Origin of the sequence: Pseudomonas azotoformans (assembly GCF_001579805.1) — a bacterium.
Taxonomy (GTDB): domain Bacteria; phylum Pseudomonadota; class Gammaproteobacteria; order Pseudomonadales; family Pseudomonadaceae; genus Aquipseudomonas; species Aquipseudomonas azotoformans_A.
On the sequence record NZ_CP014546.1, the window covers coordinates 834,582 to 859,955 of the forward strand.

Sequence of the window (25,374 nt, forward strand, 5' to 3'; positions counted from 1 at the left end):
ACCTAACTCAACGGTTAGTAAGCGGCCCGGTAGATTTTCTCGATATCGGCCGCGCTGAGCTTGCGCGGATTGTTGCGCATCAGCCGCTCAATGCCCGCCGCTTCCACGGCCATGGCGGGGATTGCATCTTCGGGAACCCCGAAACTGTGCAGTCCTGCCGGGATCTCGACGGCGGCGCACAATCGCGTCATCGCCTCCACGGCCTGGTCGGCGGCATCGTTGACGCTCAAGCCGGTGATATTCACGCCCATGGCCTGGGCAATCTCCTGCATGCGCTCCACGCAGGCCAGCTTGTTCCAGTGCATCACATAGGGCAGCAACAGCGCATTGCTCACACCATGGGCGATATTGAAACGCCCACCCAACGGATAAGCCAACGCGTGCACCGCGCCGACCCCGGCATTGCCGAATGCCATGCCGGCCATCAGGCTGGCGGTGGCCATGTCGTCGCGAGCCTGCAGGTTGGCCGGGTTGGCGTAGGCCTTGGGCAATGCCTGGGCGATCAGCTTGATGGCGCCGATAGCCAAGGCGTCGGTGATCGGCGAGGCGTTCAGCGACAGGTAGGATTCGATGGCATGTACCAGCGCGTCCACGCCGCTGGCGGCAGTGACACTGCGTGGACAGGTCAGGGTCATTTGCGGGCTGATCAGCGCGACGTCCGGCAACAGATAATCGCTGACAATGCCTTTTTTCAGCTGCACAGCCTTGTCGGAGAGAATCGCCACATTGGTCACTTCCGAACCGGTACCGGCGGTGGTGGGGATAGCGATCAGCGGCGGGCCCTTGCGTGGCACCTGGTCGACGCCGAACAAATCCGCCAGCGCGCCGTGGTAGCCGGCATACGCCGCAACACTTTTGGCAATGTCGATGGCGCTGCCGCCGCCCACGCCGATCAGGCCGTCGTGCCCGCCCTCGCGGTAGACCCGCATGCAGTCTTCGACAATGGCGATTTCCGGATCGGGCAACACCCGGTCAAAAATCTCGTAGGTGCGCTCGCCCAAGTGTTCGAGCGCCAGCGCCACGGTGCCGGATTTGACCAGCGCGGCATCGGTGACGATCAGCGGGTTGTCCACATCCAGGCGCGTGAGTTCAAAGGCCAGCTGTTCGATGGCGCCAGCGCCAGTCAGCAGTTTGTGGGCGATCTTGAATGAGGAGGTACTCATGTGCGCGGCCTCTTATTAAGTGATGGGCTGGCACAAGAGTAGCTCCCTATGGCGTGTTGTCAGCCATTCATCAGGCGAATGGTCGTTACACCTGGGCGGTGCGCAGTTTCTCGCTGCGGCCGCGCAGCCATTCCAGGGTCAGCAACAGCAACACCGAGAACGCAATCAGCAGGGTTGCCGCCGCCGCAATCGTCGGACTGAGGTTTTCCCGGATACCGCTGAACATCTGGCGCGGCAGCGTGGCTTGCTCGGGGCCGGCGAGGAACAGCGTCACCACCACTTCATCGAACGACGTTGCGAACGCAAACAACGCCCCGGAAATCACCCCCGGCGCGATCAACGGCAAGGTCACCCGGCGGAATGCGGTCAATGGCGAAGCACCCAGGCTGGCCGCCGCCCGCACCAGGTTGTGATTGAACCCCTGCAATGTGGCCGACACGGTGATGATCACAAACGGCACACCCAGCACCGCATGCACCACGATCAGCGAGAAGAAGCTATTGCCCAGCCCCAACGGTGCAAAGAACAGGTAGCTGGCCACGCCGATGATCACCACCGGCACCACCATCGGTGAAATCACCAGCGCCATCACCAGCGCCTTGCCTGGGAAGTTGCCGCGAGTCAGGCCAATCGCTGCCAAGGTGCCGAATACCATCGCCAGCACCGTGGCCGCCGGGGCGACGATGATGCTGTTCTTCAGCGCCCGCATCCACTCGGCGGAGGCGAAGAAGTCCTGATACCAATGCAGCGAGAAGCCCTGCAACGGGTACACCAGGAAACTGCCGCTGTTGAACGACAGCGGGATGATCACCAGCACCGGCAAAATCAAAAACAACAGGATCAAGCCGCAGAGAATCCGCAAGCTGTAGAACCACACCCGTTCGACGGGCGACATATAAGGGCTCAGCATCGCAAGGTCTCCTCAGCTCAGGCGCAGGCGGCTGGCGCCGACCAGGCGGTTATAGATCAGGTACAGCAACACGGTGGCCAACAGCAGCAAGCCGCCCAACGCCGTGGCCATGCCCCAGTTGATGCTGGTATTGGTGTAGAACGCCACGAAGTAACTGACCATCTGGTCGTTCGGGCTGCCCAGCAGAGCCGGGGTGATGTAGTAACCAATCGCCAGGATGAACACCAACAGGCAACCGGCTCCGACACCAGCGTAGGTCTGGGGGAAGTACACGCGCCAGAAACTGGTAAACGGGTGACAGCCCAGTGAAATCGCCGCGCGCATGTAGGTGGGCGAGATACCCTTCATCACGCTGTAGATCGGCAGGATCATGAACGGCAGCAAGATGTGCACCATGGAGATGTAGACGCCGGTCCGGTTGAACACCAACTCCAGCGGCTTATCGATCAGGCCCATGCCCAGCAGTGCGCTGTTAATCAGGCCGCCGGATTGCAGCAGCACGATCCACGCGGCGACTCGCACCAGGATCGAGGTCCAGAACGGCAGCAACACCAGGATCATCAGCAGGTTGCTTTTGCGGGCTGGCAGGTTGGCCAGCAGGTAGGCCAGCGGATAGGCCAGCAGCAGGCAAACCGCCGTGATCACCAGGCCCATCCAGAAGGTCCGGGCGAAGATGTCCAGGTAGATCGCCTGGTCCGGCGTGGCGGGCGCCACTTCACCGAGGTCATCGATGCGGTGATCGACGGCCGCCAGCAGATAGAACGGCGTCAGGCTGCTGGTATTGCGCCGGATCGCCTGCCAGTACGCCGGGTCGCCCCAGCGTTCATCAAGGTTTTCCAGCGCTTCTTTATAGGAGGCAGGCGCTTCACTGAACGGCAGCGCCCGCGCGGTTTTGGTCAGCAGGCTGCGATAGCCGGCCAGTTCCATGTTCAAGCGCTTGGACAGATCGCCCAAGGTCTGATTTTGACGGGCCTCGCCCAAGTCCTCACTGAGGGCCTGGTACACCGGCTCGCCCGGCAACCCGCGGCCATCCCAGGCCGTCACCGCCACCACGGTACGCGGCAAGCCGCCCACCACTTCCGGGTTGCCGACGCTTTTGAACAGCAGCGCCACGATCGGCACCAGGAACACCAACAGCAAGAACAGCACCAGCGGCGCAATCAAGGCCTGGGCCTTCCAGCGATTGAGCCGCTCGGCACGCGCCAGGCGCTGCTTGAGGGTGGGGCTGTTGACCTCGTTCGAGGGAACGGCGATGGCCATGGCTGACTCCGATTTCTTAAACATCAATGCAAAACGGTGGGTGTGGCACTTGTTCTGTGGCGAGGGAGCTTGCTCCCGCTGGGGCGCGAAGCGGCCCCAAAAGAGGGGACTGCTGCGCAGTCCAACGGGAGCAAGCTCCCTCGCCACAGATTCGATCTCACAGCTCTAGAGAGTTACTTGGCAGCCCACGAGTTGAAGCGCTGCTCCAACTGCTCACCGTTATCCGCCCAGAAGCTCACGTCGATCTGCACCTGGTTGGCGATGTTTTCCGGGGTGGTCGGCATGTCCTTGAGGATGTCCTTGGCCAGCAGCGGCACGGCCTGGGTGTTGGCCGGGCCGTAGGCGATGTTTTCCGAGTAGGTCTTCTGTTGCTGTGGCTGCACCGAGAAGGCGATGAATTTCTTCGCCGCTTCAGCACGGTCTTTCGCCAGGCCCTTAGGAATTGCCCACGCGTCGAAGTCGTAGATGCCGCCGTTCCACACCACTTTCAGGTTGCTTTCTTTCTGCACGGCGGCGATGCGGCCGTTGTAGGCCGAACTCATCACCACGTCACCCGAAGCCAGGTATTGCGGCGGCTGTGCGCCCGCTTCCCACCACTGGATCGATGGCTTGAGTTCGTCGAGCTTCTTGAACGCACGGTCCTGGCCATCTTTGCCGGCCAGCACTTTGTAGACGTCCTTCGGCGCGACGCCGTCGGCCATCAGTGCGAATTCCAGGGTGTACTTGGCGCCTTTACGCAGGCCGCGCTTGCCCGGGAATTTCTTGGTGTCCCAGAAATCCGCCCAACTGGTCGGTGCGCTGGCCAACTTGTCGGCGTTGTAGGCGAGCACGGTGGACCAGACGAAGAAGCCCACGCCGCACGGCTGGATCGCGCCCTTCACGTAGTCGGCGCTGTTGCCGAACAGTTTCGGGTCGAGGGGCTCGAACATGTCCTCATCGCAGCCACGGGACAGCTCCGGCGACTCCACTTCCACCAGGTCCCAGGACACGCTCTTGGTGTCGACCATGGCTTTGACCTTGGCCATCTCACCGTTGTACTCGCCAGCGATGATCTTGCCGTTGCCCGCGCTTTCCCACGGTGCGTAAAAGGCCTTGACCTGGGCCGCCTTGTTCGCGCCGCCAAAGGACACGACCGTCAGGTCCGGGCCTGCCATGGCCTGTGTCGCGCCCATCAAGCCCAAAGCCAGGGCGGAATACTTCAGGGATCTCAACATTGTTGTTCTCTCCACGTGCAGGGTTGGTGAAGCCAGGGGGCGATCAATTCGCCTCTAGAAGTGGGTCGAGTGCGCGAACGTGCTCGACTTGCCAGCCAATCGGTACCACGTCGCCGACCGCCAGGGCTGGGTCCAGCTCGGCAATCGGTTGTTTCACAAAAAAATCGGCCTTGCCGCAGACTTCCAGGCGCACGCGCACGTGGTCGCCCAGGTAGATGAATTCGGCCACGCGCCCAGAGAAGCGGTTGACGCAGCTTTCGCTGGAGCCATTGAGGCTGACGCGCTCCGGGCGCACCGACAGGGTCACCGGACCGCCGACCTGGCCGACATTCACGGCCAGCGCCTCGACCTTCTCGCCGCGCGCCAGCTCCACCACGCAGCGCTCGCCGGTATGGCTGTGCAAGCGGCCGTTGAGGCGGTTGTTCTCGCCGATGAAGTTGGCGACGAAGGTGTTCTTCGGTTCTTCGTAAAGGGTGCGCGGCGCGGCGATCTGCTGGATCTCGCCCTGGTGGAATACCGCCACACGGTCAGACATGGTCAGCGCCTCGCCCTGGTCGTGAGTCACATACACCACCGTCACGCCGAGGCGCTGGTGCAGGTGTTTGATCTCCATCTGCATGTGTTCGCGCAGTTGCTTGTCGAGGGCACCGAGGGGTTCGTCCATCAGCACCAGTTGCGGTTCGAACACCAGCGCGCGGGCCAATGCCACGCGCTGTTGCTGGCCGCCGGAGAGTTGCGCCGGGTAGCGCTGGGCGAACGCATCAAGCTGGACCATGCTCAATACGCGTTTGACCCGCTCGCTGATATCGGTCTTGCTCAAGCCCCGCACCGACAGCGGGAACGCCAGGTTCTCGGCCACGGTCATGTGCGGAAACAGCGCGTAGTTCTGGAACACCATGCCGATGTCGCGCTTATGCGGCGGCACGTTGTTGATGGAGCGCCCGGCCAGCTGGATTTCGCCGGCGGTCGGCGTTTCAAAGCCGGCGAGCATCATCAGGCTGGTGGTTTTGCCGGACCCGGAAGGCCCGAGCAGGGTAAGGAACTCGCCCTTGCGAATCTCCAGGTTGAGGTCTTTGACGATCAGGTTCTCGCCGTCGTAGCTCTTCTGCACGCCACGAAAGCTGACCAGCACATCATTTGAATCCACCTCGCTCATACCCGCACCTTTTTGTTTTGGACTGCTGTGAGACAAGCGTAGTCCAGGCGCAAGGCCCCGGAAATCGGGGGCCAGGAGAGAATTGCATCAGTCGGATGGAAGGTTCGGGGTAGGGATTGCCCTACACGGATGGCGCGCACGGGACGGTGCAGCGACAGGGGGCGAGCTGCAAGCAGCAAGAATGGGCTCGGCGGGGTTTTCGCGGTGTCGTTATCAGGTATGCGGCTAGAGCAGCTTGTGCTCCATGGCGTATTTCACCAACTCCGCCAGGGACGTGATATTGAGCTTTTGCATCAGCCGCGCCTTGTGGGTGCTGATGGTCTTGCTGCTCAGCGCCAACTGTTGAGCGATGTCGTTGACGTTGGCGCCCTGGGCCAGGCGCTCGAACACCGAGAACTCGCGCTCCGACAGTAATGAATGCAGCGGTCGCGTATCGGTGAGGCCGACTTCGAAGACCATCCGGTCGGCCAGGTCCGGGTCGATATATCGCCCACCTGCCGCCACCTTGCGAATCGCCGTGAGCAACAGCGCCGGGTCGCTGTCCTTGGTGGCGTAACCGGCGGCACCGACCTTCAAGGCGCGGGCGGCCATTTGCGCTTCGTCGTGCATCGACAGCACCAGGATGGCCGGCGGATTGTTCAGCGCACGGATCCGCGCAATCGCTTCCAGGCCGTTGACGCCGGGCATCGAAATGTCCAGCAACACCACCTCGCAGGCAACGTGGCGCAAGGTTTCCAGTAATTGCTCGCCATTGCTGGCCTCCCCCACCACCAACAGGTCTTTGGCCAAGCCGATCAATTGCTTGATGCCTTCACGAACGATGGTGTGGTCTTCGGCTACCAGTACGCGGATCACAGGGATTTCCTCATGGTGTTATGCATCCAATGGCACCGTGACACTCAGGGTGGTGCCCTCCCCCAACTCGCTGTCCAGGCTCAACTGCCCACCCATGATCAGCACGCGCTCGCGCATGCCCACCAGGCCAAACGACACTGGGCGGCCCTGGGCCTGGACGAAACCGACGCCATCGTCGCTGATGGTCAGACGCAAATCCGTGCCCTCCAGGGCCAGGGTCAGTTCAACAGTATGTGCCTGGGCATGGCGCATCACATTGGTCAGCGCCTCCTGCAGGATGCGGAACAAGCCAATGGCCTTGGCATCGCTGAGGGTCGGCAGGTTATCCGGAACCTGCACCAAACAGGGAATTTGCGTGCGCGCTTCAAAGCGCCGCGCCTGCCATTCAATGGCCGAGGCGATCCCTGCATCCAGAATCGGCGGGCGCAGTGCCGTCGCCACATCGCGCACCAACTGGAACAGCTGGGCGATCAAGCGTTTCATGCTGTTCAAGCGTTCATGCAAACCGGGATCCAGCTGCGCATAGGCCAGCTCGCACATGGAGGTTTCGAGCTTGAGCACGGTGAGCATTTGCCCGAGTTCGTCGTGCACTTCACGGGCGATACGGGCCTTTTCTTCTTCGCGTACGGTTTCCAGGTGGGCGGACAGTTCGCGAAGTTGCGCACGGGAGGCATCCAGTTCCAGCTCGATGCGCTTGCTTTCGCTGATGTCCCACACAATCCCATCCCACACCACCGAGCCGTCTTCCAGACGTCGGGTGACCGCCTTGATCTCGGCCCAGCGCTGTTCGCCCTGGCGTGGAAGAATTCGACCTTGCCAGAACCAGTTGCTCTCAGTGTCGGTAGCCTGATCCAGCGTACCGAGGTAACTGGCGCGGTCGTCTGGATGCACCACACTGCGAATCCCCACTTCCGGTCGGCTCAGCACAGCAGGCGCGTAGCCCACCAGGCTTTCGCTGCCCTCACTGATGTAGGCGAATTCGATTTCGTCGCTCAACGGCAAACGCTCCAGGCGGAACACCAGCCCCGGCACGTTCGCCGCGATGCCCTGCAGGCGCGCCTCACTTTCCTGCAAGGCCGCCAACGCGCGACGACGCTCGGTGACGTCATTCAGATAAACCACCAGGTATTCGCCGTCGGCAAACCGCAGGAAGCTCAAGGACACATCCGCAGGCAACACGCTGCCATCCGCCCGCAGGCAGTCAGTGGCAAAACTCTGCGGTCCCTCCTCACTGGCGCGGGCGCGTCGCCACAGGTTCAGCCAGCGGTCCATGGTGAGGGTGGGATCGAACTCGACCAGCGGTCGCTCGATCAGCGCACCGGGGCCGTAGCCGAGCATGCTTTCGGCCGCGTGATTGGCATAGCGCACGTGGCTGTCCCAGTTGACCCAGAGGATGCCGACGGTGCTTTGGTCGATGGAAAACTGTGTCAGCCTTAAGGCCTCGGCACCCGCGGCGCGGGCAGCGCTTTCTTCCCGCGCGGCCAACAGGCCGTGTTCGAGCACCCGTTGCTGGCGGCGTTGCCAGAACACTACGGCGAGGCTGGCGAGCAGCAACAGGCCCAACAATAGACTGAGGTTTTGCCACAGACCAGGGGACTCCGTCAGCCGTGGGTATTTGGGTTGCAGCCAGCGGTTGTGCAGTTGATCAAGGTCGCGGGCAGGAATCGCACGCAAGGCACTTTGCATGATGCCGGCCAGTTCCGGCCATTCTCGTCGCGTGGCCACCCGCAGCAATTGCGGCAGGCCGATATCGCCCACCACTGCCAGCCCGGCAAACTCCGCCTCGCCGGACAAACGGCTCAACTGCGCTTCATCCACCACCGCATAACGCGCTTGCTGGCTCACCAACAATTGAAGGGCCTGGCGCTCCATCGGTACGCCCTGCAGGTTGAGGCCGGGGTAGGTGCTGCGCAGGTAATCAGCCACGGCGCTGGGCATGCGCACGGCGACGCGGGATTGCTCATCGAGCTTCTCCAGCTCCACGGCGCCGCCGCCCTCACGGATGCCGACGATGTGTTGCGGCACGCGCATATAAGGGTCGGTGAACAACCACAGGCGCAAACCCGCCGGGGTTTGTTGCAGGCCCGGGGCGATGTCCACTTCGCCCTCACGCACGGCGGCTTCCAGTTGTTCCTGATTGGGGAAATTGCGCCAAGTCAGCTCGATATTCAGCGCCTTGGCCAGCCATTGCATCAACTCGACATTAGCCCCGGACAGCCGCTGCAAACGCCGATCGTATTGCGCGTAGGGCGCCTGCAACACAAGGCCCACCCGCAGCTCCGGGTGCTGGGCCAGCCATTCGCGTTGCTGCGCATTGAGTTGTGCCTGGGGCGCGACGGGCGCAGGGGCTGCATTTGCCATCAAGGCAAGGCACAAACAGCCGATAACCAGCAGACAGCGAAAACCCATGATCCACGTCTCACATCACTGACAAATACTGACCAACCCATTAGGCTGCTGGAATCACTTCTGGCCGGGAATTTACGATGCCCTTTCTTCACCGTTCAGCATTGCCAGCATTGTGCCTGTCGCTGCTTTTTACCAGCGCCTTTTCTGTACAGGCCGCTGACGCACCCGCACCTGCCGCGGAAAGACCGGTCGAGCGCCAGCCCTTGCCCGAGCGCAGCCAGGCAGAAGCCAGCGCCCTCGAACGCAAGATCCCGCAACAAGAACAGCAGCAATTGCAGGCCGGTAGCGATTCATTCCTCGCCCTCTGGAAACCCGCCAACAGCGCCGAGCCTGAAGGCGTGGTGATTATCGTCCCCGGCGCCGGCGAAAATGCTGACTGGCCGCAAGCAATCAGCCCGCTGCGGCACAAATTGCCGGACGCCAACTGGGGCAGCCTCAGCCTATCGTTACCGGATGTAAGCGTGGATACGTTGCCACCGCGTGTGATGGAGGCGCCCAAGGCGACTGTCGACACCAGCAGCAAGGAAGCGAGTACCGCTGACAAACCCATCGAGCAGGCCGCCAGCGCCGAAGCCGAAGGCACCGACCCGGCGGTGGTGCCGGGCGCCGATGAGCAGGACAAGACCGACGCCTCGCGCATCTTCGACCGCATCGACGCCGCCGTGGCCTTCGCACAGACCCAGAGCGCACGCAGCGTGGTGCTACTCGGCCATGGCACCGGTGCCTGGTGGGCCGCACGCTATTTGAGCGAGAAACAACCGTCCCAAGTGCAGAAGTTTGTGATGGTGGGCGCGCAGACGCCCAACGGACGGCATCCAGATGTGCAGCAACTGGCCCCCGGCCTGAAGTTGCCGACCGCCGATGTCTTCTATCAGGACAACGCCCAATCACGCAAAAACGCCGTGGCCCGCGCCCAGGCAGCCAAGCGTTTAAAGAATGACGGTTACAAGCAGGTGTCGTTGAAAGCCTTGCCCGGCAACAGTGCTGCCGAGCAGGAGCAGTTATATCGCAGGGTTCGCGGCTGGTTGAGCCCACAGGCCAACGCCGACTGAAACCTACCGGAAGTCCCGGCGCTCGCGAATCAACGTATAGGCAGTGTGCAATTCGCGAGTGCGCTCGGTGGCCTCACGCACTTGCGCGGGGCTGGCGCCGGTGCCGGCGATCTTGTCCGGGTGATGGCGACTGAGCAGGCGACGATAAGCCCGCTTGATCACAGACGGCTCGGTGGTGGCCGTCACCCCCAGCAAGCGCAACGCGTCCTGATAAGTGGGGCCACGACTGACCAGCGGCTTGCGCTCCGGTGTGTAGTCGGCCGCCAGCGCCTGCAACTGTTGCGGCGTCCACCCCAGCCATTTGCCCCATTGGTCGATCAGGTCACGTTCGGCGTCATCCGCCTTGCCGTCCGCCCAGACCATGCGCCAGCACGCGCGCAATACGCCTTCCGCCGCATGGGGCTGAGCCTTGAGCACGCGCAGGTAACTGCGCACCCGGTCGGAGCCGGACTTGCCGCGATTGAACGCCGCAATCGCGCGGCGCTGGGCCGAGTCGGTCATGTCGAGCGAGCGCATCTCCTGACGCGCCTGCTGGATATGCCCATCCACCACCCGACCATTGCTCTTGGCCAACCGCCCCAGCAACACAAACAACAGCTCGTCATTGCGCAACGCCGGGCGCCCACCCAGGCGCTCGCGCAACTGCGCCCAACTGTGCAGTTGCAGACGACGATCCAGCGCCTGCCCCAACAGTGCCCCCAACATGGCCCCCGGAATACTGGCAATGGCAAAGCCAGCCCCGGCGCCGATCAGCGTCCCTGGCCACAGCATGTTACTGCCCCGCTGTCAGCAGGGTTTCGACCTGCGCTAGGCGCTCCAGCGTGCCGACATCAATCCAGCGTCCCGCCATGTGTTCCCCCGTTACCAGCCCTTTGGCCATGGCGGTCCGCAGCAGCGGCGCCAGCTTGAAGGCACCCGCGCTGCAACCCGCGAACAGCTTGGGGTCGAGCACTGAAATGCCACTGAAGGTCAGGTTATCGGCACCGGGCGCTGCATCATGAAGCAAACCTTGATCAAGGTAGAAATCACCGCCCGAAGGGTGATGGGCCGGGTTATCAACCATCACCAGATGGGCCAGGCCGTTGAGCGGCTGCTTGAGCTGGGTGAAGTCGTAGTCGGTCCAGATATCGCCATTGACCACCAGGAAAGGTTCATCCCCCAGCAACGGCAACGCCTGGAAAATCCCACCGCCGGTTTCCAACGGCTCACCTTCGGGGGAGTAACGGATGCGCAGGGCGAATTGCGCCCCATCCCCCAGGTAGCTTTCGATCTGCTGGCCGAGCCAGGCATGGTTGATCACGATTTCGGTGAAGCCGGCCTTGGCCAGCGCCTCCAAGTGATACTCGATCAGGCGCTTGCCGCCGGCCTGTACCAGCGGCTTGGGCGTATGCAAGGTCAGCGGACGCATCCGCTCGCCCTTGCCGGCCGCCAGGATCATCGCCTTCATACACTCGCCTCGGCGGGTTGGCGCAGGCTGGCCAGCAGTTCACCCAACTCGCTCAACTCGGGACGATCTGCCAGCACCGCTTCTATATAAGCAAAGAAGCGCGGCACGTCGGCCAGGTAGCGAGGCTTGCCGTCACGATGGCAAATGCGCGCGAAGATACCGATGACCTTGAGGTGGCGTTGCACACCCATCAGGTCGCTGGCGCGCAGGAAATCATCGAAATCCGCCTGCACCGGAATGCCCAGTTGCCCCGCACGTTCCCAATACCCACGCTGCCAGTCCCGCACGCGGGCCTTGGGCCAGCTGAGGAAGGCGTCCTTGAACAGGCAGGTGATGTCGTAGGTGACTGGCCCGTAGACCGCATCCTGGAAATCCAGCACGCCGGGGTTAGGCTCGCTGATCATCAGGTTGCGCGGCATATAGTCGCGGTGCACCAAGACTTTCGGCTGCGCCAGGGCGCTGTCGATCAGGTGATCACTGACCCGCTGCCAAAGCGCTTGTTGTTGCGCATCCAGTTCGATACCCAGGTGACGGCGCACGTACCACTCCGGAAACAACTCCAGCTCGCGGCGCAGCAAGGCGACGTCATAGCTGGGCAGCGGTGCGTCCATCGGCAATTGCTGGAAGGCCAACAAGGCGTCGATGGCATCGGCAAACAATGCATCGGCGTTTTTGTCGTCAATCACGTCCAGATAGGTTTTTCTGCCCAGGTCATTGAGCAAAAGAAAGCCACGCGGCAAATCTTCTGCATAAATTTTTGGAACATTTATTCCTGACTTTGCCAGCAAATGTGCGATATCGACGAAAGGTTTGCAGTTTTCCTGGGGGGGTGGGGCGTCCATGACCACGAAGGTCCGGCCACCGCCTTCCCAACGGAAGTAGCGCCTGAAACTCGCGTCGCTGCTGGCCGCGGTCAATGTAGCCGGGGGTACGGCACCCCAGTCTTGAGCATTGAAAAGGATCGGTAATTGCTCATCCAGCCAGACTTCCAGCTGTTGTAAACGTAGATCTTGCTCGGGCATTACAAGGGTCTCCGACGGCGCTAGCCGTCAAGCGGGGCATGCTTTATTATCACGCATCTTTTTCAGACCATCGAGAGGCGTGCGGCCCAAACCGCGGGCAGATGGCACGCAGGAAGCCCGGACTAATAAGATGGCATTGAAATCCCCCGCGTTTCGTAGAAAATTTCCGTTGCTGGTAACCGGCAGTCTGCTGGCCTTGCAACCCTTCGCCACCTCATTCGTGGTCGCCGCGGAACAGTATGACTGCTCAGTCTCTGCTTCGGGTGCCTGGGATTGCGCGCCGAAAACCGCCGCAGCCCCGCTACCACCACGCCCGGTGCATGATGGCGCTGCCATCAGCTCCGCCAACAGCACGGCGCAGGCCGATGCTGGCGGCAAAGCCGAGGCCGAGCCCAAGACCGCACTGGTCACCGAATCCAAGGGCCGTGGCCTGCGCTCGCGCAGCGCCGACTACAGCCACCTGGACTGGGTCCCACGCGAGAAGCTGACCGCAGCGCAGCTGGCCGAAACCGGCCCGTACTGCGGCGGTGCGTACATCGAGCCGATTCGTCCTGGCATGAACGACAAGACGAACAAGAGCGATGCGCCCACCTTCATCGGCGCCAAGGCTTCGCGTTACGAGCAGGAACAACAAGTCGCCACCCTGGCCGGTGACGTCGTCATGCGCCAGGGCAGCATGCAGTTGGAATCTGAAGAAGCCAGCCTGTACCAGGCCGAGAACCGTGGCGAGCTGAACGGCAAGGTCCGTCTGCGCGACAACGGTGCACTGATCGTCGGCGACCATGCCGAAGTGCAACTCGATACCGGCGCGGCCCAGATCGACAACGCCGAATACGTGCTGCACAAATCGCGCATCCGCGGTAACGCGCTGTACGCCAAGCGTGCTGAAAACGCGATCATCCGTCTCAAGGACGGTACGTACACCACCTGCGAGCCAGACAGCAACGCCTGGCAGCTCAGGGGCAACAACATCACGTTGAACCCGGCCACCGGTTTCGGTACCGCCACCAACGCGACGTTGCGGATCAAGAACATCCCGATCCTGTACACCCCTTACATCTATTTCCCGATCGACGACCGTCGTCAATCCGGCTTCCTGCCGCCGAGCTTCAGCACCGGCAGCGAAACCGGCTTCACCCTGGTGACGCCGTACTACTTCAACCTGGCGCCCAACTACGACGCCACGTTGTACCCGCAATACATGACCAAGCGCGGCATGATGATGGAAGGCGAATTCCGCTACCTCACCAAGTCCAGCGAAGGCCAGTTCGGCGGCGCGTACCTGAACGACGACAACGACGAGCGCAAGCGCCAGACCGACTACGAAAAAACCCGCTACATGCTCAATTGGCAGCACAAGGGCGGGTTGGATTCGCGCGTCCTGACCCAGGTCGACTACACCACGATCAGCGATCCTTACTACTTCCAGGACCTCAAGTCCTACCAGGAAGGTGTCGAGAGCCGCGACTACGTTAACCAGCAGGGTTCCGTGACTTATCGCGGCGACAGCTTCCAGGCTCGCTTGAACCTGCAGGCTTACCAGTTGGCGACAATTTCCCAGGTCACGCCGTATGACCGTCTGCCGCAGATCACCTTCAACGGTACGCTGCCGTACCATCCGGGTGGCCTGAACTTCAGCTACGAGACCGAAGCCGTGCGCTTTGATCGCGACCTGGAAAACGGCTTCTTCAAAGATCAGGACGGCGTGGCAACCCGTCGCCTGGACACCTACGTCACTGGCCTGACTCGCGCAAACGGTACCCGCCTGAACGTAGCGCCAGCCGTCGAGTACCCGATGAACTGGACCTACGGCTTTGTCACACCGAAGCTCAAGTACGTGTACACCAAGTACGACCTGGACCTGGACAACATCGGCAAGAACCAGATCATTGCTGAACAAGCCGCTGCTACCCCGGCCAACCCGTACGCAGGCGGCACGTTCAAGAGCTCCCAGGATCGTGCGGTTCCGGTGGCAAGCGTCGACAGCGGCCTGTACTTCGACCGAAATACCAACTGGTTCGGTAAGGATTATCGCCAGACCCTTGAACCGCGTGCGTTCTACCTGTACGTGCCGAACAAGGACCAGGCTGATATCCCGGTGTTCGACACCAGCGAGTACTCGTTCAGCTACGCGTCGCTGTTCCGCGACAACCGCTTCAGCGGCTCTGACCGTATCGGCGACGAGAACAAGCTGTCCCTGGGCTTGACCAGCCGCTGGATCGAAGAAAACGGCTTCGAGCGTCAGCGCGTATCCGTGGGCCAGGCGCTGTACTTCAAGGATCGTGAAGTTCAACTGCCGGGCATCCTGGCGGCAGACCGTGCCGACGCACGGTCCGATGTCTCGCCCGTTGCACTGGACTATGAGTTCCGCTTCAACCGCGACTGGCGCGCCACTGCGGATTACAACTGGGACACCGAGGAACACAGTCCCCGTTCCGGCAGCGCAATGCTCCACTACCAGCCGGAAGACAACCCGAACAAGATCATCAACGTCGGTTATCGCTATCGTAACGACCAGGTCGTCTACAACCAGTTGACCGGCAAATGGCAGTTCGGTGGTGACTACGGCCAGCCAGGCGATCCGAACTTCGTGAAGGATTACTACAAAATCCAACAACACGACTTCTCGATGATGTGGCCGATCATTCCCCAGTGGAACCTGATCACCCGCTGGCAGTATGACTACGCCCGCAACCGTACCCTGGAAGCCTTCGGTGGTTTCGAGTACGACAACTGCTGCTGGAAACTGCGCGTCATCAACCGTTACTGGGTTTCCAACGACGAATACAGCCAGATCGCCCCGCTTAACGAAAAGGGTGACCACGGGCTCTTCTTCCAGATCGTCCTCAAAGGACTCGGCGGCCTGACCGGCGCCAAGGTAGAGAGCTTCCTCGACAAAGGCATTGAAGGTTATCGTGAACGTGAAAACCAAGCTTTCTGATTGTCTGCGCCCGCTAGTGCTGGGCGCACTGTTCCTGGGCACCGCATCGGCACACGCTGCGGTTCAAGAACTGGATAAGGTAGTGGCCATCGTCGATAACGACGTGATCATGCAGAGCCAACTGGACCAGCGCGTCAAGGAAGTCCAGCAAACCATCGCCAAACGTGGCGGTGGCGTGCCACCGACCAGCGTCCTGGACCAGCAGGTACTGGAGCGCCTGATCGTCGAGAACCTGCAACTGCAGATCGGTGACCGTTCCGGCATCCGTATTTCAGACGAAGAACTGAACCAGGCCGTGGGCACCATTGCCCAGCGCAACAACATGAGCATTGACCAGTTCCGTGCTGCCCTGGCCCACGACGGTTTGTCCTATGAGGACGCCCGTGACCAGATCCGCCGCGAAATGATCATCAGCCGTGTGCGTCAGCGCCGTGTGGCCGAGCGGGTTCAGGTGTCCGAGCAGGAAGTGAAGAACTTCCTGGCGTCGGACCTGGGCAAGATGCAGCTTTCCGAAGAACTGCACCTGGCCAACATCCTGATCCCGACACCGGACAGCGCCAACTCCGAGCAGCTCAATGCAGCGGCCGCCAAAACCCAGGCTATCTATGATCGCTTGAAGGCCGGTGCCGATTTCGCCCAAATGGCGATCGCCCAGTCTGGCAGCGACAACGCACTGGAAGGCGGCGACATGGGCTGGCGTAAAGCGGCTCAATTGCCTCCTCCGTTCGACCGCGAGCTGAGTGCAATGGAAGTGGGTGGCATCACCCAACCTGCGCGTACACCGGGCGGTTTCATTATCCTGAAGCTCCTGGAAAAACGCGGCGGCGAAACATCGCTCAAGGATGAGGTGCACGTTCGCCACATCCTGGTCAAACCAAGCGAAATCCGCACCGAAGCCCAAACCAAGGAACTGGCCCAGAAGATCTATGACCGCATCCAGAGCGGTGAAGACTTCGCCACCCTGGCCAAGAGCTTCTCGGAAGACCCGGGTTCTGCCCTCAACGGCGGCGATCTGAACTGGATCGATCCGAAAGCCCTGGTGCCGGAGTTCCAGCAGGTGATGGCCGACACCCCGCAAGGCGTGCTGTCCAAGCCGTTCAAGACCCAATATGGCTGGCATGTGCTGGAAGTCCTTGGCCGTCGCGCCACCGACAACACCAACCAAGCCCGCGAGCAACAAGCGCTGAACGTATTGCGTAACCGCAAATACGACGAAGAGCTGCAAACCTGGCTGCGTCAGATCCGCGACGAAGCCTATGTTGAGAACAAGCTGCCAGGCGCCCAGACAGGCACCGACCAGGCAGCGCAGTGAAACCCCAGCGTTTCGCGGTGACACCCGGCGAGCCGGCCGGCATTGGTCCTGACCTGTGCCTGCTGCTCGCCTCGCAACCCCAGCCACACCCCCTGATTGCCATTACCAGCCGCGACCTGCTCCTTGAGCGGGCCGCGCAGCTGGGTGTGGCTGTCACACTGCTGGACACAGCGCCTGGCAACTGGCCCGACCTGCCCGCCCCAGCTGGCAGCCTGTATGTGTGGGACACCCCGCTACAGGCCAAGGTGGTCGCCGGGCAACTGAACAAAGCCAACGCAGCGTTCGTGCTGGAAACCCTGACTCGCGCCGGGCAAGGCTGCATCGATGGCGACTTCGCCGGCATGATCACTGCGCCGGTGCATAAGGGCGTGATCAACGAATCCGGTATCGCCTTTTCCGGCCACACCGAATTCCTCGCCGAGCTGACCCACACCGAACAAGTCGTGATGATGCTGGCCACACGCGGCCTACGGGTCGCCTTGGTGACCACGCACCTGCCGCTGCGCGAGATTGCCGATGCCATTACCGCGGAGCGGGTGGAACGCGTCACGCGCATCCTGCACGGCGACCTGCAACAGAAATTCGGCATCGCCCAACCGCGCATCCTGGTCTGTGGGCTCAACCCCCACGCCGGCGAAGGCGGCCACTTGGGCCATGAAGAAATCGACATCATCGAACCCACCCTGGAGCGTCTGCGCCAAGAAGGCATGGACCTGCGCGGCCCGTTGCCTGCGGACACTCTGTTTACCCCCAAATATCTGGAGCACTGCGATGCAGTGCTGGCGATGTACCATGACCAGGGGCTGCCGGTGCTTAAATACAAAGGCTTCGGCGCCGCAGTCAACGTGACACTGGGCCTGCCGATCATCCGCACCTCCGTCGACCATGGCACCGCCCTGGACCTGGCGGGTAGCGGCAAGATCGATACCGGCAGCCTGCACGTGGCCCTGGAAACCGCCTATCAGATGGCCGAGACCCGCATATGACTGAGCATTACCAACACCGGGCGCGCAAGCGCTTCGGGCAAAACTTCCTGCACGACGCTGGCGTGATCGACCGCATCCTGCGCTCCATCCATGCCAAGCCTGAAGATCGCCTGCTGGAAATCGGCCCGGGCCAGGGCGCGCTGACCCAAGGCCTGCTGGCCAGCGGCGGCCAACTGGACGTGGTGGAGTTGGACAAGGACCTGATCCCGATCCTCAACCAACAGTTCGCCGGCATGCCCAACTTCAATCTGCATCAGGGTGATGCGCTGAAGTTCGACTTCAACACCCTCAACGCTGCGCCGAACAGCCTGCGTGTGGTGGGTAACCTGCCGTACAACATCTCTACGCCGCTGATATTCCACCTGCTGAACAACGCAGGCATCATCCGCGACATGCACTTCATGCTGCAAAAGGAAGTGGTAGAACGCCTGGCTGCTGGCCCTGGTGGTGGTGATTGGGGCCGTCTGTCGATCATGGTTCAGTACCACTGTCGCGTCGAACACCTGTTCAACGTGGGCCCTGGCGCGTTCAACCCGCCGCCGAAGGTCGACTCGGCCATCGTGCGCCTGGTGCCCCACGCCGTGTTGCCCCATCCGGCCAAGGACCATAAATTGCTGGAGCGAGTGGTGCGCGAGGCGTTCAACCAACGCCGCAAGACCCTGCGCAACACGCTCAAGGCCCTGCTGAGCAACGCCGAGATCGAAGCCGCCGGCGTCGATGGCAGCTTGCGTCCTGAGCAACTCGACCTGGCTGCCTTCGTGCGCCTGGCCGACCAGTTGGCTATCCAGCCTGCGCCAACCGCAGACTGACAGCGCCGGGCAAGGCCAGACACATGTCTGGCCTAGTGCCCTCCTCTTGGCCTAGACTGACCCGCATCTGCTGTCCTCCGCTTTTAAGGCCTCTTGCATGTCCGATCCTCGCTACCAGATCGACGTCAGCGTCGTCACCCGCTTCCTGGCGGACCAATCCCAACCTGAACACAACCGCTTCGCCTTTGCCTACACCATCACGGTGAAAAACAACGGGCTGGTGCCGGCCAAGCTGCTGTCGCGCCACTGGGTGATCACCGACGGTGACGGTCAGGTCGAAGAAGTTCGCGGGGCTGGCGTGGTGGGTCAGCAACCGTTGATCGACAGTGGCGCCAGCCATACCTACAGCAGCGGCACGGTAATGACCTCCAAAGTCGGCACCATGCAAGGCTCGTATCAAATGAAAGCCACCGATGGCCAACTGTTCGACGCCATCATCGCGCCCTTCCGCCTCGCCGTGCCGGGAGCCCTGCACTGATGGCGACGTACGCGGTCGGCGACCTGCAAGGCTGCCTGGAGCCGCTCAAGTGCCTGCTTGAACGCGTGGCCTTCGACCCGGCCAACGATCGCCTGTGGCTGGTGGGTGACCTGGTCAATCGCGGCCCGCAATCCCTGGAAACGCTGCGCTATTTATATAGTCTGCGCGACTCTTTGGTCTGCGTATTGGGCAACCACGACCTGCACCTGCTGGCTGCCGGCAATAACATCGAGCGCCTGAAAAAGGGCGACACCCTGCGGGAAATTCTCGAAGCGCCGGATCGCGCCGAACTGCTCGACTGGTTGCGCCGGCAAAAAATCCTGCATTACGACCAAGCCCGCAACATGGCCTTGGTCCATGCGGGCATCCCGCCCCAGTGGACACTGAAGAAAGCCCTCAAGTACGCCGCCGAAGTCGAAAGTGCCCTGGCCGATGACAACCTCTATACCGCCTACCTCGATGGCATGTACGGCAATGAGCCCGTGAAGTGGGACAACGACCTCAGCGGCGTCACGCGCCTGCGGGTCATCACCAACTACTTCACGCGCATGCGCTTCTGTACCGCCGAGGGCAAGCTCGACCTCAAGAGCAAGGAAGGCGCGGACACCGCGCTGCCGGGCTACAAGCCGTGGTTCGCTCACAAAGAGCGCAAGACCCGTGACACCCAGATCATTTTTGGCCATTGGGCGGCCCTTGAGGGCAAGTGCAATGAGCCCGGCGTATTCGCCCTCGACACCGGTTGCGTGTGGGGCGGCGCCATGACCCTGATGAACATCGACACCGGCGAGCGTTATAGCTGCCAGTGCGAACCCCCTCTTCCCGTTACACTGCCGGCTACTGCCAAGCCATAGGAGCCCGCCATGAGCGAATTCAAACGTATCCCTCCCGAACAAGCCCAGGCCCTGCGCGAGCAAGGCGCGGTGGTGGTCGATATCCGTGATCAACCGACCTACGCAGCCGCCCACATCACCGGCGCCCAGCACCTGGACAACGTCAACATCGCCGATTTCATCCGTGCCGCCGACCTCGACGCGCCGGTGATCGTGGCCTGTTACCACGGCAATTCCAGCCAGAGCGCAGCAGCCTATCTGATCAGCCAGGGCTTCTCCGACGTCTATAGCCTGGACGGCGGCTTTGAACTGTGGCGTACGACTTATCCTGCGGAAATTTCTTCAGGCAATTCGCAATAATTTTTTTCACACCCCGCTACCCCGCGTGACGCTTGGGCTCGCGCCGTTTCTGACGAACGGCGCAGCCAAACTAATTGCGCATCGCGCCTTGACCTCTCCGATTCCGAACTATCCTTAAGCGCAGGCCATCCGAATCAGGGGAGAGCCGGTACACCGGCGTGCGGGTCATCGGTAGCGTTTCAGGGTGTTCTGGGGGGAAAACGGCCATTGGCGTCTGCCAATGTCTGCCAGCATCGACTGATTGATCCGGCGTCGGCTCCACGTATCGAGCGAGGTGACGACGTCATGAGTATATTCAGCCACTTCCAACAACGCTTCGCGTCCACACAGCAGGAAGAACTCACGCTGCAAGAGTATCTCGAGCTGTGCAAACAGGACCGCAGCACCTACGCGTCTGCCGCCGAACGCCTGCTGCTGGCAATTGGCGAGCCGGAGCTGATAGACACCTCGAACAATTCGCGCCTGTCGCGAATATTTTCCAACAAGGTGATCCGCCGCTATCCGGCCTTTGAAGACTTCCACGGGATGGAAGAATGCATCGACCAGATCGTCTCCTACTTCCGCCATGCCGCTCAAGGCCTGGAAGAGAAGAAACAGATCCTCTACCTGCTTGGCCCCGTCGGCGGTGGTAAATCGTCCCTGGCCGAAAAGCTCAAACAACTGATCGAGAAGGTGCCCTTCTACGCCATCAAGGGCTCACCGGTCTTCGAATCGCCCCTGGGCCTGTTCAACGCCACGGAAGATGGCGCGATCCTCGAAGAAGACTTCGGTATCCCACGCCGCTACCTCAACACCATCATGTCGCCCTGGGCCACCAAGCGCCTGGCCGAGTTCGGCGGTGACATCAGCCAATTCCGTGTGGTGAAACTCTACCCGTCCATCCTCAACCAGATCGGCGTGGCCAAGACCGAGCCTGGCGACGAGAACAACCAGGACATCTCGGCGCTGGTGGGCAAGGTCGATATCCGCAAACTGGAAGAGTTCCCACAGAACGACGCCGACGCCTACAGCTATTCGGGCGCGCTGTGCCGGGCCAACCAGGGCCTGATGGAGTTCGTGGAGATGTTCAAGGCACCGATCAAGGTGCTGCACCCACTGCTTACCGCGACCCAGGAAGGTAACTACAACAGTACCGAAGGCCTGGGGGCGATTCCGTTCACCGGGATCCTGCTGGCGCACTCCAACGAGTCGGAGTGGCACACCTTCCGCAACAACAAGAACAACGAAGCCTTCATCGACCGGATCTATATCGTCAAGGTGCCGTACTGCCTGCGGGTCAGCGATGAAATCAAGATCTACGACAAGCTGCTGTTCAACAGCTCCCTGGCCAAGGCCCATTGCGCACCCGACACCCTGAAGATGCTCGCCCAGTTCACCGTGTTGTCGCGCCTCAAGGAGCCGGAGAACTCGAACATCTATTCGAAGATGCGCGTGTACGACGGCGAAAACCTCAAGGACACCGACCCCAAGGCCAAGTCGATCCAGGAATATCGCGACACCGCCGGTGTGGATGAGGGCATGAACGGCCTGTCGACGCGCTTCGCGTTCAAGATCCTGTCCAAGGTCTTCAACTTCGACCCTCACGAAATTGCCGCCAACCCGGTGCACCTGCTCTACGTGCTGGAACAGCAGATCGAACAGGAACAATTCCAGGCCGAGACCCGCGAACGCTACCTGCGTTTCCTCAAGGAATACCTGGCACCGCGCTACATCGAGTTCATCGGCAAGGAAATCCAGACGGCGTACTTGGAGTCCTACAGCGAATACGGCCAGAACATTTTCGACCGCTACGTGCTGTACGCCGACTTCTGGATCCAGGACCAGGAATACCGCGACCCGGAAACCGGCGAGATTCTCAACCGCGTGGCCCTCAACGAGGAACTCGAAAAAATCGAGAAACCGGCCGGTATCAGCAATCCGAAGGATTTCCGCAACGAAATCGTCAACTTCGTGCTGCGCGCCCGTGCCAACAACAATGGCAAAAACCCGACCTGGCTCAGCTACGAGAAACTGCGGGTGGTCATCGAGAAGAAAATGTTCTCCAACACCGAGGATCTGCTGCCGGTCATCAGCTTCAACGCCAAGGCCAGCAAGGAGGATCAGCAAAAACACAACGACTTTGTCACACGCATGGTCGAGCGCGGCTACACCGACAAACAGGTACGGCTGCTCTCCGAGTGGTATCTGCGGGTTCGCAAATCGCAGTAAGGCAGCGACAGGCGTGAACTGCCAGGCCTCTGGCCTGGCAGCTGACCGCTTGTCTCTAAGCTTCCAGCTCGCGGCTTGAAGCTTGTAACGTGAAGCTGCCCGGAGGGCTCCCCATGAGCTATGTGATCGACCGACGCCTCAATGGCAAGAACAAGAGCACGGTAAACCGCCAGCGTTTCCTGCGGCGTTACCGTGACCACATCAAAAAGGCCGTCGAAGAGGCCGTCAGCCGCCGCTCCATCACGGACATGGAGCATGGCGAACAAATCAGCATTCCGGGGCGGGACATTGACGAACCGGTGCTGCACCACGGCCGGGGCGGCAAACAGACCGTCGTTCATCCAGGCAATAAAGAATTCACCACCGGCGAACATATCCAGCGCCCCCAAGGCGGTGGCGGCGGTAAAGGGCCGGGCAAGGCGGGCAATTCCGGCGAAGGCATGGATGAGTTCGTGTTCCAGATCACCCAGGAAGAATTCCTCGAGTTCATGTTCGAAGACCTGGAACTGCCCAACCTGGTCAAACGCAACCTGACCGGCACCGACACCTTCAAGACGGTGCGCGCAGGGATCAGCAACGAGGGCAACCCGTCCCGTATCAACATCATCCGCACCCTGCGCTCGGCCCATGCCCGGCGTATCGCCCTATCGGGCAGCAGCCGCGCCAAGCTGAAGGAAGCCAAGGAAGAGTTGGCGCGCCTGAAGCGTGAAGAACCGGACAACTTCGGCGATATCCAGCAAATCGAGGCGGAAATCGAGAAACTCAGCGCGCGCATTCACCGCGTGCCGTTTCTCGACACCTTTGACTTGAAGTACAACTTGCTGGTCAAACAACCCAACCCCAGCTCCAAGGCAGTGATGTTCTGCCTGATGGACGTCTCCGGCTCCATGACCCAGGCCACCAAGGACATCGCCAAACGCTTCTTCATCCTGCTGTACCTGTTTCTCAAGCGGAACTACGACAAGATCGACGTGGTGTTCATCCGCCATCACACCAGCGCACGCGAAGTTGACGAAGAAGAGTTCTTCTACTCCCGGGAAACCGGCGGCACCATAGTGTCCAGCGCACTGAAGCTGATGCAGGAGATCATGGCCGAGCGCTATCCGGCCAACGAATGGAATATCTACGCCGCCCAGGCCTCGGACGGCGACAACTGGAACGACGACTCGCCGATCTGCCGCGACATCCTGATCAACCAGATCATGCCGTTCGTGCAGTACTACACTTACGTTGAAATCACCCCCCGTGAGCACCAGGCCCTTTGGTTCGAATACGAGCGCATCGGCGAAGCCTTTGCCGACACGTTCGCCCAGCAGCAACTGGTCTCGGCCGGCGATATCTATCCGGTCTTCCGTGAACTCTTCCAGCGCAGGTTAGTGACATGACCGCCAAAAAAGAGCAAAGACGCCAACCGATCTCCACGGGTTCCGAGTGGACCTTTGAACTGATCCAGGCCTATGACCGGGAAATCAGCCGCATTGCGGCGGGTTACGCCCTGGACACCTACCCCAACCAGATCGAAGTGATCACCGCCGAACAGATGATGGATGCCTACGCTTCGGTAGGCATGCCACTGGGTTATCACCATTGGTCCTACGGCAAACACTTCCTCAGCACCGAGAAGTCCTACACCCGCGGTCAGATGGGCCTGGCCTACGAGATCGTGATCAACTCCGACCCGTGCATCGCCTACCTGATGGAAGAGAACACCATCTGCATGCAGGCATTGGTGGTGGCGCATGCCTGCTATGGGCATAACAGCTTCTTCAAGGGTAACTACCTGTTCCGCACCTGGACCGACGCCAGTTCGATCATCGATTACCTGGTGTTCGCCAAGCAGTACATCATGCAATGCGAGGAGCGCCACGGCATCGATGCGGTAGAGGATCTGCTCGATTCCTGCCATGCGCTGATGAACTACGGCGTCGACCGCTACAAACGCCCGTATCCGATCTCCGCCGAGGAAGAACGCCTGCGCCAGAAGGAGCGCGAGGAGCACCTGCAGAAACAGATCAACGACCTGTGGCGCACCATTCCGAAAAAAGCCGGAAAGAACAGCGACAAAGACAATGCGCGCTTCCCCGCCGAACCGCAGGAGAACATCCTCTATTTCCTGGAAAAACACGCACCGCTGCTGGAACCCTGGCAGCGGGAAATCGTGCGTATCGTGCGCAAGATCGCCCAATACTTTTATCCACAGCGCCAGACCCAGGTGATGAACGAAGGCTGGGCCACGTTCTGGCACTACACGCTGATGAACGACCTGTACGACGAAGGTCTGGTCACCGACGGCTTCATGATGGAGTTCCTCACCTCCCACACCAGCGTGGTATTCCAGCCCGGCTTCGACAGCCCTTACTACAACGGCATCAACCCCTATGCCCTGGGCTTTGCCATGTACCGCGATATCCGGCGCATGTGTGAACACCCCACCGAGGAAGACCGCCGCTGGTTCCCGGAAATCGCCGGCAGTGATTGGTTGTCCACCATCAAGTTCGCCATGAGCAGCTTCAAGGATGAGAGTTTTATCCTGCAGTACCTGTCACCGCAGGTCATTAGGGACCTGAAACTGTTCAGCATCCTGGATGACGACCTCAAGGATGACTTGGTGGTGCCGGCCATCCACGACGAACCCGGCTACCGCACCATCCGCGAAACCCTGGCGGCCCAGTACAACCTGGGTAACCGCGAGCCCAACGTGCAGATCTACAGCATCGATGTGCGCGGCGACCGCTCGCTGACCTTGCGTCACCAACAGCACGACCGCAAACCCCTGGGCGAATCCACCGAGGAAGTACTCAAGCACCTGCACCGGTTGTGGGGCTTCGATATTCACCTGGAAACCCTGCAGGGCGACCAGGTGATGAAAACCCATCACGTGCCTCCGCGCACCGATCACAACGACAACGACTACGGCCGGCTGGACCTGGCCGTCGTTCATCTCTGAAACAGCAAAGCCTCC

21 protein-coding genes and 1 pseudogene are annotated in these 25,374 nt (G+C 61.1%); 12 read left to right on the forward strand and 10 right to left on the reverse strand.

The window, feature by feature from the left end; all coding sequences use genetic code 11:
• Window positions 1-14 precede the first annotated feature (14 nt).
• The 3 genes from AYR47_RS04000 to AYR47_RS04010 all read right to left on the reverse strand — a co-directional run bounded on the left by AYR47_RS04000 (window position 15) and on the right by AYR47_RS04010 (window position 3,333).
• A complete protein-coding gene (locus tag AYR47_RS04000) occupies window positions 15-1,163 on the reverse strand; it encodes an iron-containing alcohol dehydrogenase (protein WP_061434351.1) in 1,149 nt (382 codons plus the stop codon).
• A gap of 85 nt (window positions 1,164-1,248) precedes the next feature.
• The gene (locus tag AYR47_RS04005) at window positions 1,249-2,073 is read right to left on the reverse strand and encodes an ABC transporter permease (RefSeq protein ID WP_017739612.1); all 825 of its coding nucleotides are present in this window, start codon (window positions 2,071-2,073) and stop codon (window positions 1,249-1,251) included.
• Window positions 2,074-2,085: 12 nt separating this feature from the next.
• Window positions 2,086-3,333 carry an ABC transporter permease gene (locus AYR47_RS04010; protein ID WP_061434353.1) on the reverse strand — a complete coding sequence of 416 codons (1,248 nt, stop codon included), beginning with the start codon at window positions 3,331-3,333 and terminating at the stop codon, window positions 2,086-2,088.
• Between the two features lie 54 nt (window positions 3,334-3,387).
• On the opposite strand from AYR47_RS04010, the pseudogene AYR47_RS33300 reads away from it, so the two are divergent.
• Window positions 3,388-3,483, forward strand: a pseudogene (locus AYR47_RS33300) (N-acetyltransferase); the annotation flags it as partial.
• Between the two features lie 23 nt (window positions 3,484-3,506).
• On the opposite strand, the gene AYR47_RS04015 reads toward AYR47_RS33300, so the two are convergent.
• The 4 genes from AYR47_RS04015 to AYR47_RS04030 form a co-directional block, all read right to left on the reverse strand.
• Entirely contained in the window at window positions 3,507-4,547 is a 1,041-nt protein-coding gene (locus AYR47_RS04015; RefSeq protein WP_033898127.1) for an ABC transporter substrate-binding protein, read from the reverse strand.
• A gap of 43 nt (window positions 4,548-4,590) precedes the next feature.
• Entirely contained in the window at window positions 4,591-5,703 is a 1,113-nt protein-coding gene (locus tag AYR47_RS04020; RefSeq protein WP_028618154.1) for an ABC transporter ATP-binding protein, read from the reverse strand.
• Window positions 5,704-5,928: 225 nt separating this feature from the next.
• Window positions 5,929-6,558, reverse strand: coding sequence for a response regulator (locus AYR47_RS04025; RefSeq protein WP_016977885.1), 630 nt, complete (start codon window positions 6,556-6,558; stop codon window positions 5,929-5,931).
• Between the two features lie 18 nt (window positions 6,559-6,576).
• Window positions 6,577-8,967, reverse strand: coding sequence for a PAS domain-containing sensor histidine kinase (locus AYR47_RS04030; RefSeq protein ID WP_061434355.1), 2,391 nt, complete (start codon window positions 8,965-8,967; stop codon window positions 6,577-6,579).
• 77 nt (window positions 8,968-9,044) lie between these two features.
• Here AYR47_RS04030 and AYR47_RS04035 point away from each other — a divergent pair, with 77 nt between their 5' ends.
• A complete protein-coding gene (locus tag AYR47_RS04035) occupies window positions 9,045-10,019 on the forward strand; it encodes an alpha/beta hydrolase family protein (RefSeq protein ID WP_061434356.1) in 975 nt (324 codons plus the stop codon).
• Between the two features lie 3 nt (window positions 10,020-10,022).
• On the opposite strand, the gene AYR47_RS04040 is transcribed toward AYR47_RS04035, so the two are convergent.
• The 3 genes from AYR47_RS04040 to AYR47_RS04050 are packed head-to-tail and all read right to left on the reverse strand — an operon-like array spanning window position 10,023 to window position 12,488.
• The gene (locus AYR47_RS04040; protein WP_033898122.1) at window positions 10,023-10,790 is read right to left on the reverse strand and encodes a TerB family tellurite resistance protein; all 768 of its coding nucleotides are present in this window, start codon (window positions 10,788-10,790) and stop codon (window positions 10,023-10,025) included.
• A gap of 1 nt (window position 10,791) precedes the next feature.
• Window positions 10,792-11,466 (reverse strand): N-acetylmuramate alpha-1-phosphate uridylyltransferase MurU, encoded by a 675-nt coding sequence (gene murU, locus AYR47_RS04045; RefSeq protein ID WP_061434357.1) that lies wholly within the window; start codon window positions 11,464-11,466, stop codon window positions 10,792-10,794.
• Window positions 11,463-12,488: an aminoglycoside phosphotransferase family protein gene (locus tag AYR47_RS04050; protein ID WP_061434358.1), complete on the reverse strand. Its 1,026-nt coding sequence runs from the start codon at window positions 12,486-12,488 to the stop codon at window positions 11,463-11,465. The genes murU and AYR47_RS04050 overlap by 4 nt, the downstream gene beginning before the upstream one ends.
• A 130-nt stretch (window positions 12,489-12,618) precedes the next feature.
• On the opposite strand from AYR47_RS04050, the gene AYR47_RS04055 reads away from it, so the two are divergent.
• The 10 genes from AYR47_RS04055 (at window position 12,619) to AYR47_RS04100 (ending at window position 25,359) form a co-directional block, all read left to right on the forward strand.
• Complete coding sequence (locus AYR47_RS04055) at window positions 12,619-15,429, forward strand: LPS-assembly protein LptD (protein ID WP_033898119.1); 2,811 nt, start codon at window positions 12,619-12,621, stop codon at window positions 15,427-15,429.
• Entirely contained in the window at window positions 15,404-16,741 is a 1,338-nt protein-coding gene (locus tag AYR47_RS04060; protein ID WP_016977878.1) for a peptidylprolyl isomerase, read from the forward strand. Before AYR47_RS04055 ends, AYR47_RS04060 begins: the two co-directional genes overlap by 26 nt.
• A complete protein-coding gene (gene pdxA / locus AYR47_RS04065) occupies window positions 16,738-17,727 on the forward strand; it encodes a 4-hydroxythreonine-4-phosphate dehydrogenase PdxA (protein ID WP_061434359.1) in 990 nt (329 codons plus the stop codon). Before AYR47_RS04060 ends, pdxA begins: the two co-directional genes overlap by 4 nt.
• Window positions 17,724-18,536 (forward strand): 16S rRNA (adenine(1518)-N(6)/adenine(1519)-N(6))-dimethyltransferase RsmA, encoded by an 813-nt coding sequence (gene rsmA, locus AYR47_RS04070; RefSeq protein WP_033898116.1) that lies wholly within the window; start codon window positions 17,724-17,726, stop codon window positions 18,534-18,536. Before pdxA ends, rsmA begins: the two co-directional genes overlap by 4 nt.
• Window positions 18,537-18,633: 97 nt before the next feature.
• Window positions 18,634-19,014, forward strand: coding sequence for a Co2+/Mg2+ efflux protein ApaG (gene apaG / locus AYR47_RS04075; protein ID WP_061434361.1), 381 nt, complete (start codon window positions 18,634-18,636; stop codon window positions 19,012-19,014).
• Window positions 19,014-19,865, forward strand: coding sequence for a symmetrical bis(5'-nucleosyl)-tetraphosphatase (locus AYR47_RS04080; RefSeq protein WP_061434362.1), 852 nt, complete (start codon window positions 19,014-19,016; stop codon window positions 19,863-19,865). Before apaG ends, AYR47_RS04080 begins: the two co-directional genes overlap by 1 nt.
• 9 nt (window positions 19,866-19,874) lie before the next feature.
• On the forward strand, window positions 19,875-20,204 hold the full coding sequence (gene glpE / locus AYR47_RS04085) for a thiosulfate sulfurtransferase GlpE (protein WP_033898114.1): 330 nt from the start codon (window positions 19,875-19,877) through the stop codon (window positions 20,202-20,204).
• A gap of 285 nt (window positions 20,205-20,489) precedes the next feature.
• Complete coding sequence (locus AYR47_RS04090; RefSeq protein ID WP_016977873.1) at window positions 20,490-22,412, forward strand: PrkA family serine protein kinase; 1,923 nt, start codon at window positions 20,490-20,492, stop codon at window positions 22,410-22,412.
• A gap of 113 nt (window positions 22,413-22,525) precedes the next feature.
• Entirely contained in the window at window positions 22,526-23,797 is a 1,272-nt protein-coding gene (locus tag AYR47_RS04095) for a YeaH/YhbH family protein (protein WP_017138057.1), read from the forward strand.
• Window positions 23,794-25,359, forward strand: coding sequence for a SpoVR family protein (locus AYR47_RS04100; protein WP_033898111.1), 1,566 nt, complete (start codon window positions 23,794-23,796; stop codon window positions 25,357-25,359). The genes AYR47_RS04095 and AYR47_RS04100 overlap by 4 nt, the downstream gene beginning before the upstream one ends.
• Window positions 25,360-25,374: the final 15 nt, after the last annotated feature.

Bases quoted from the DNA above. Each gene is read 5' to 3' on its own strand.
- AYR47_RS04000 (WP_061434351.1), bottom strand. From the start codon at position 1,163: ATGAGTACCTCCTCATTCAAGATCGCCCACAAACTGCTGACTGGCGCT.
- AYR47_RS04005 (WP_017739612.1), bottom strand. From the start codon at position 2,073: ATGCTGAGCCCTTATATGTCGCCCGTCGAACGGGTGTGGTTCTACAGC.
- AYR47_RS04010 (WP_061434353.1), bottom strand. From the start codon at position 3,333: ATGGCCATCGCCGTTCCCTCGAACGAGGTCAACAGCCCCACCCTCAAG.
- AYR47_RS04015 (WP_033898127.1), bottom strand. From the start codon at position 4,547: ATGTTGAGATCCCTGAAGTATTCCGCCCTGGCTTTGGGCTTGATGGGC.
- AYR47_RS04020 (WP_028618154.1), bottom strand. From the start codon at position 5,703: ATGAGCGAGGTGGATTCAAATGATGTGCTGGTCAGCTTTCGTGGCGTG.
- AYR47_RS04030 (WP_061434355.1), bottom strand. From the start codon at position 8,967: ATGGGTTTTCGCTGTCTGCTGGTTATCGGCTGTTTGTGCCTTGCCTTG.
- AYR47_RS04035 (WP_061434356.1), top strand. From the start codon at position 9,045: ATGCCCTTTCTTCACCGTTCAGCATTGCCAGCATTGTGCCTGTCGCTG.
- AYR47_RS04040 (WP_033898122.1), bottom strand. From the start codon at position 10,790: ATGCTGTGGCCAGGGACGCTGATCGGCGCCGGGGCTGGCTTTGCCATT.
- murU (WP_061434357.1), bottom strand. From the start codon at position 11,466: ATGAAGGCGATGATCCTGGCGGCCGGCAAGGGCGAGCGGATGCGTCCG.
- AYR47_RS04050 (WP_061434358.1), bottom strand. From the start codon at position 12,488: ATGCCCGAGCAAGATCTACGTTTACAACAGCTGGAAGTCTGGCTGGAT.
- AYR47_RS04055 (WP_033898119.1), top strand. From the start codon at position 12,619: ATGGCATTGAAATCCCCCGCGTTTCGTAGAAAATTTCCGTTGCTGGTA.
- rsmA (WP_033898116.1), top strand. From the start codon at position 17,724: ATGACTGAGCATTACCAACACCGGGCGCGCAAGCGCTTCGGGCAAAAC.
- apaG (WP_061434361.1), top strand. From the start codon at position 18,634: ATGTCCGATCCTCGCTACCAGATCGACGTCAGCGTCGTCACCCGCTTC.
- AYR47_RS04080 (WP_061434362.1), top strand. From the start codon at position 19,014: ATGGCGACGTACGCGGTCGGCGACCTGCAAGGCTGCCTGGAGCCGCTC.
- glpE (WP_033898114.1), top strand. From the start codon at position 19,875: ATGAGCGAATTCAAACGTATCCCTCCCGAACAAGCCCAGGCCCTGCGC.
- AYR47_RS04090 (WP_016977873.1), top strand. From the start codon at position 20,490: ATGAGTATATTCAGCCACTTCCAACAACGCTTCGCGTCCACACAGCAG.
- AYR47_RS04095 (WP_017138057.1), top strand. From the start codon at position 22,526: ATGAGCTATGTGATCGACCGACGCCTCAATGGCAAGAACAAGAGCACG.
- AYR47_RS04100 (WP_033898111.1), top strand. From the start codon at position 23,794: ATGACCGCCAAAAAAGAGCAAAGACGCCAACCGATCTCCACGGGTTCC.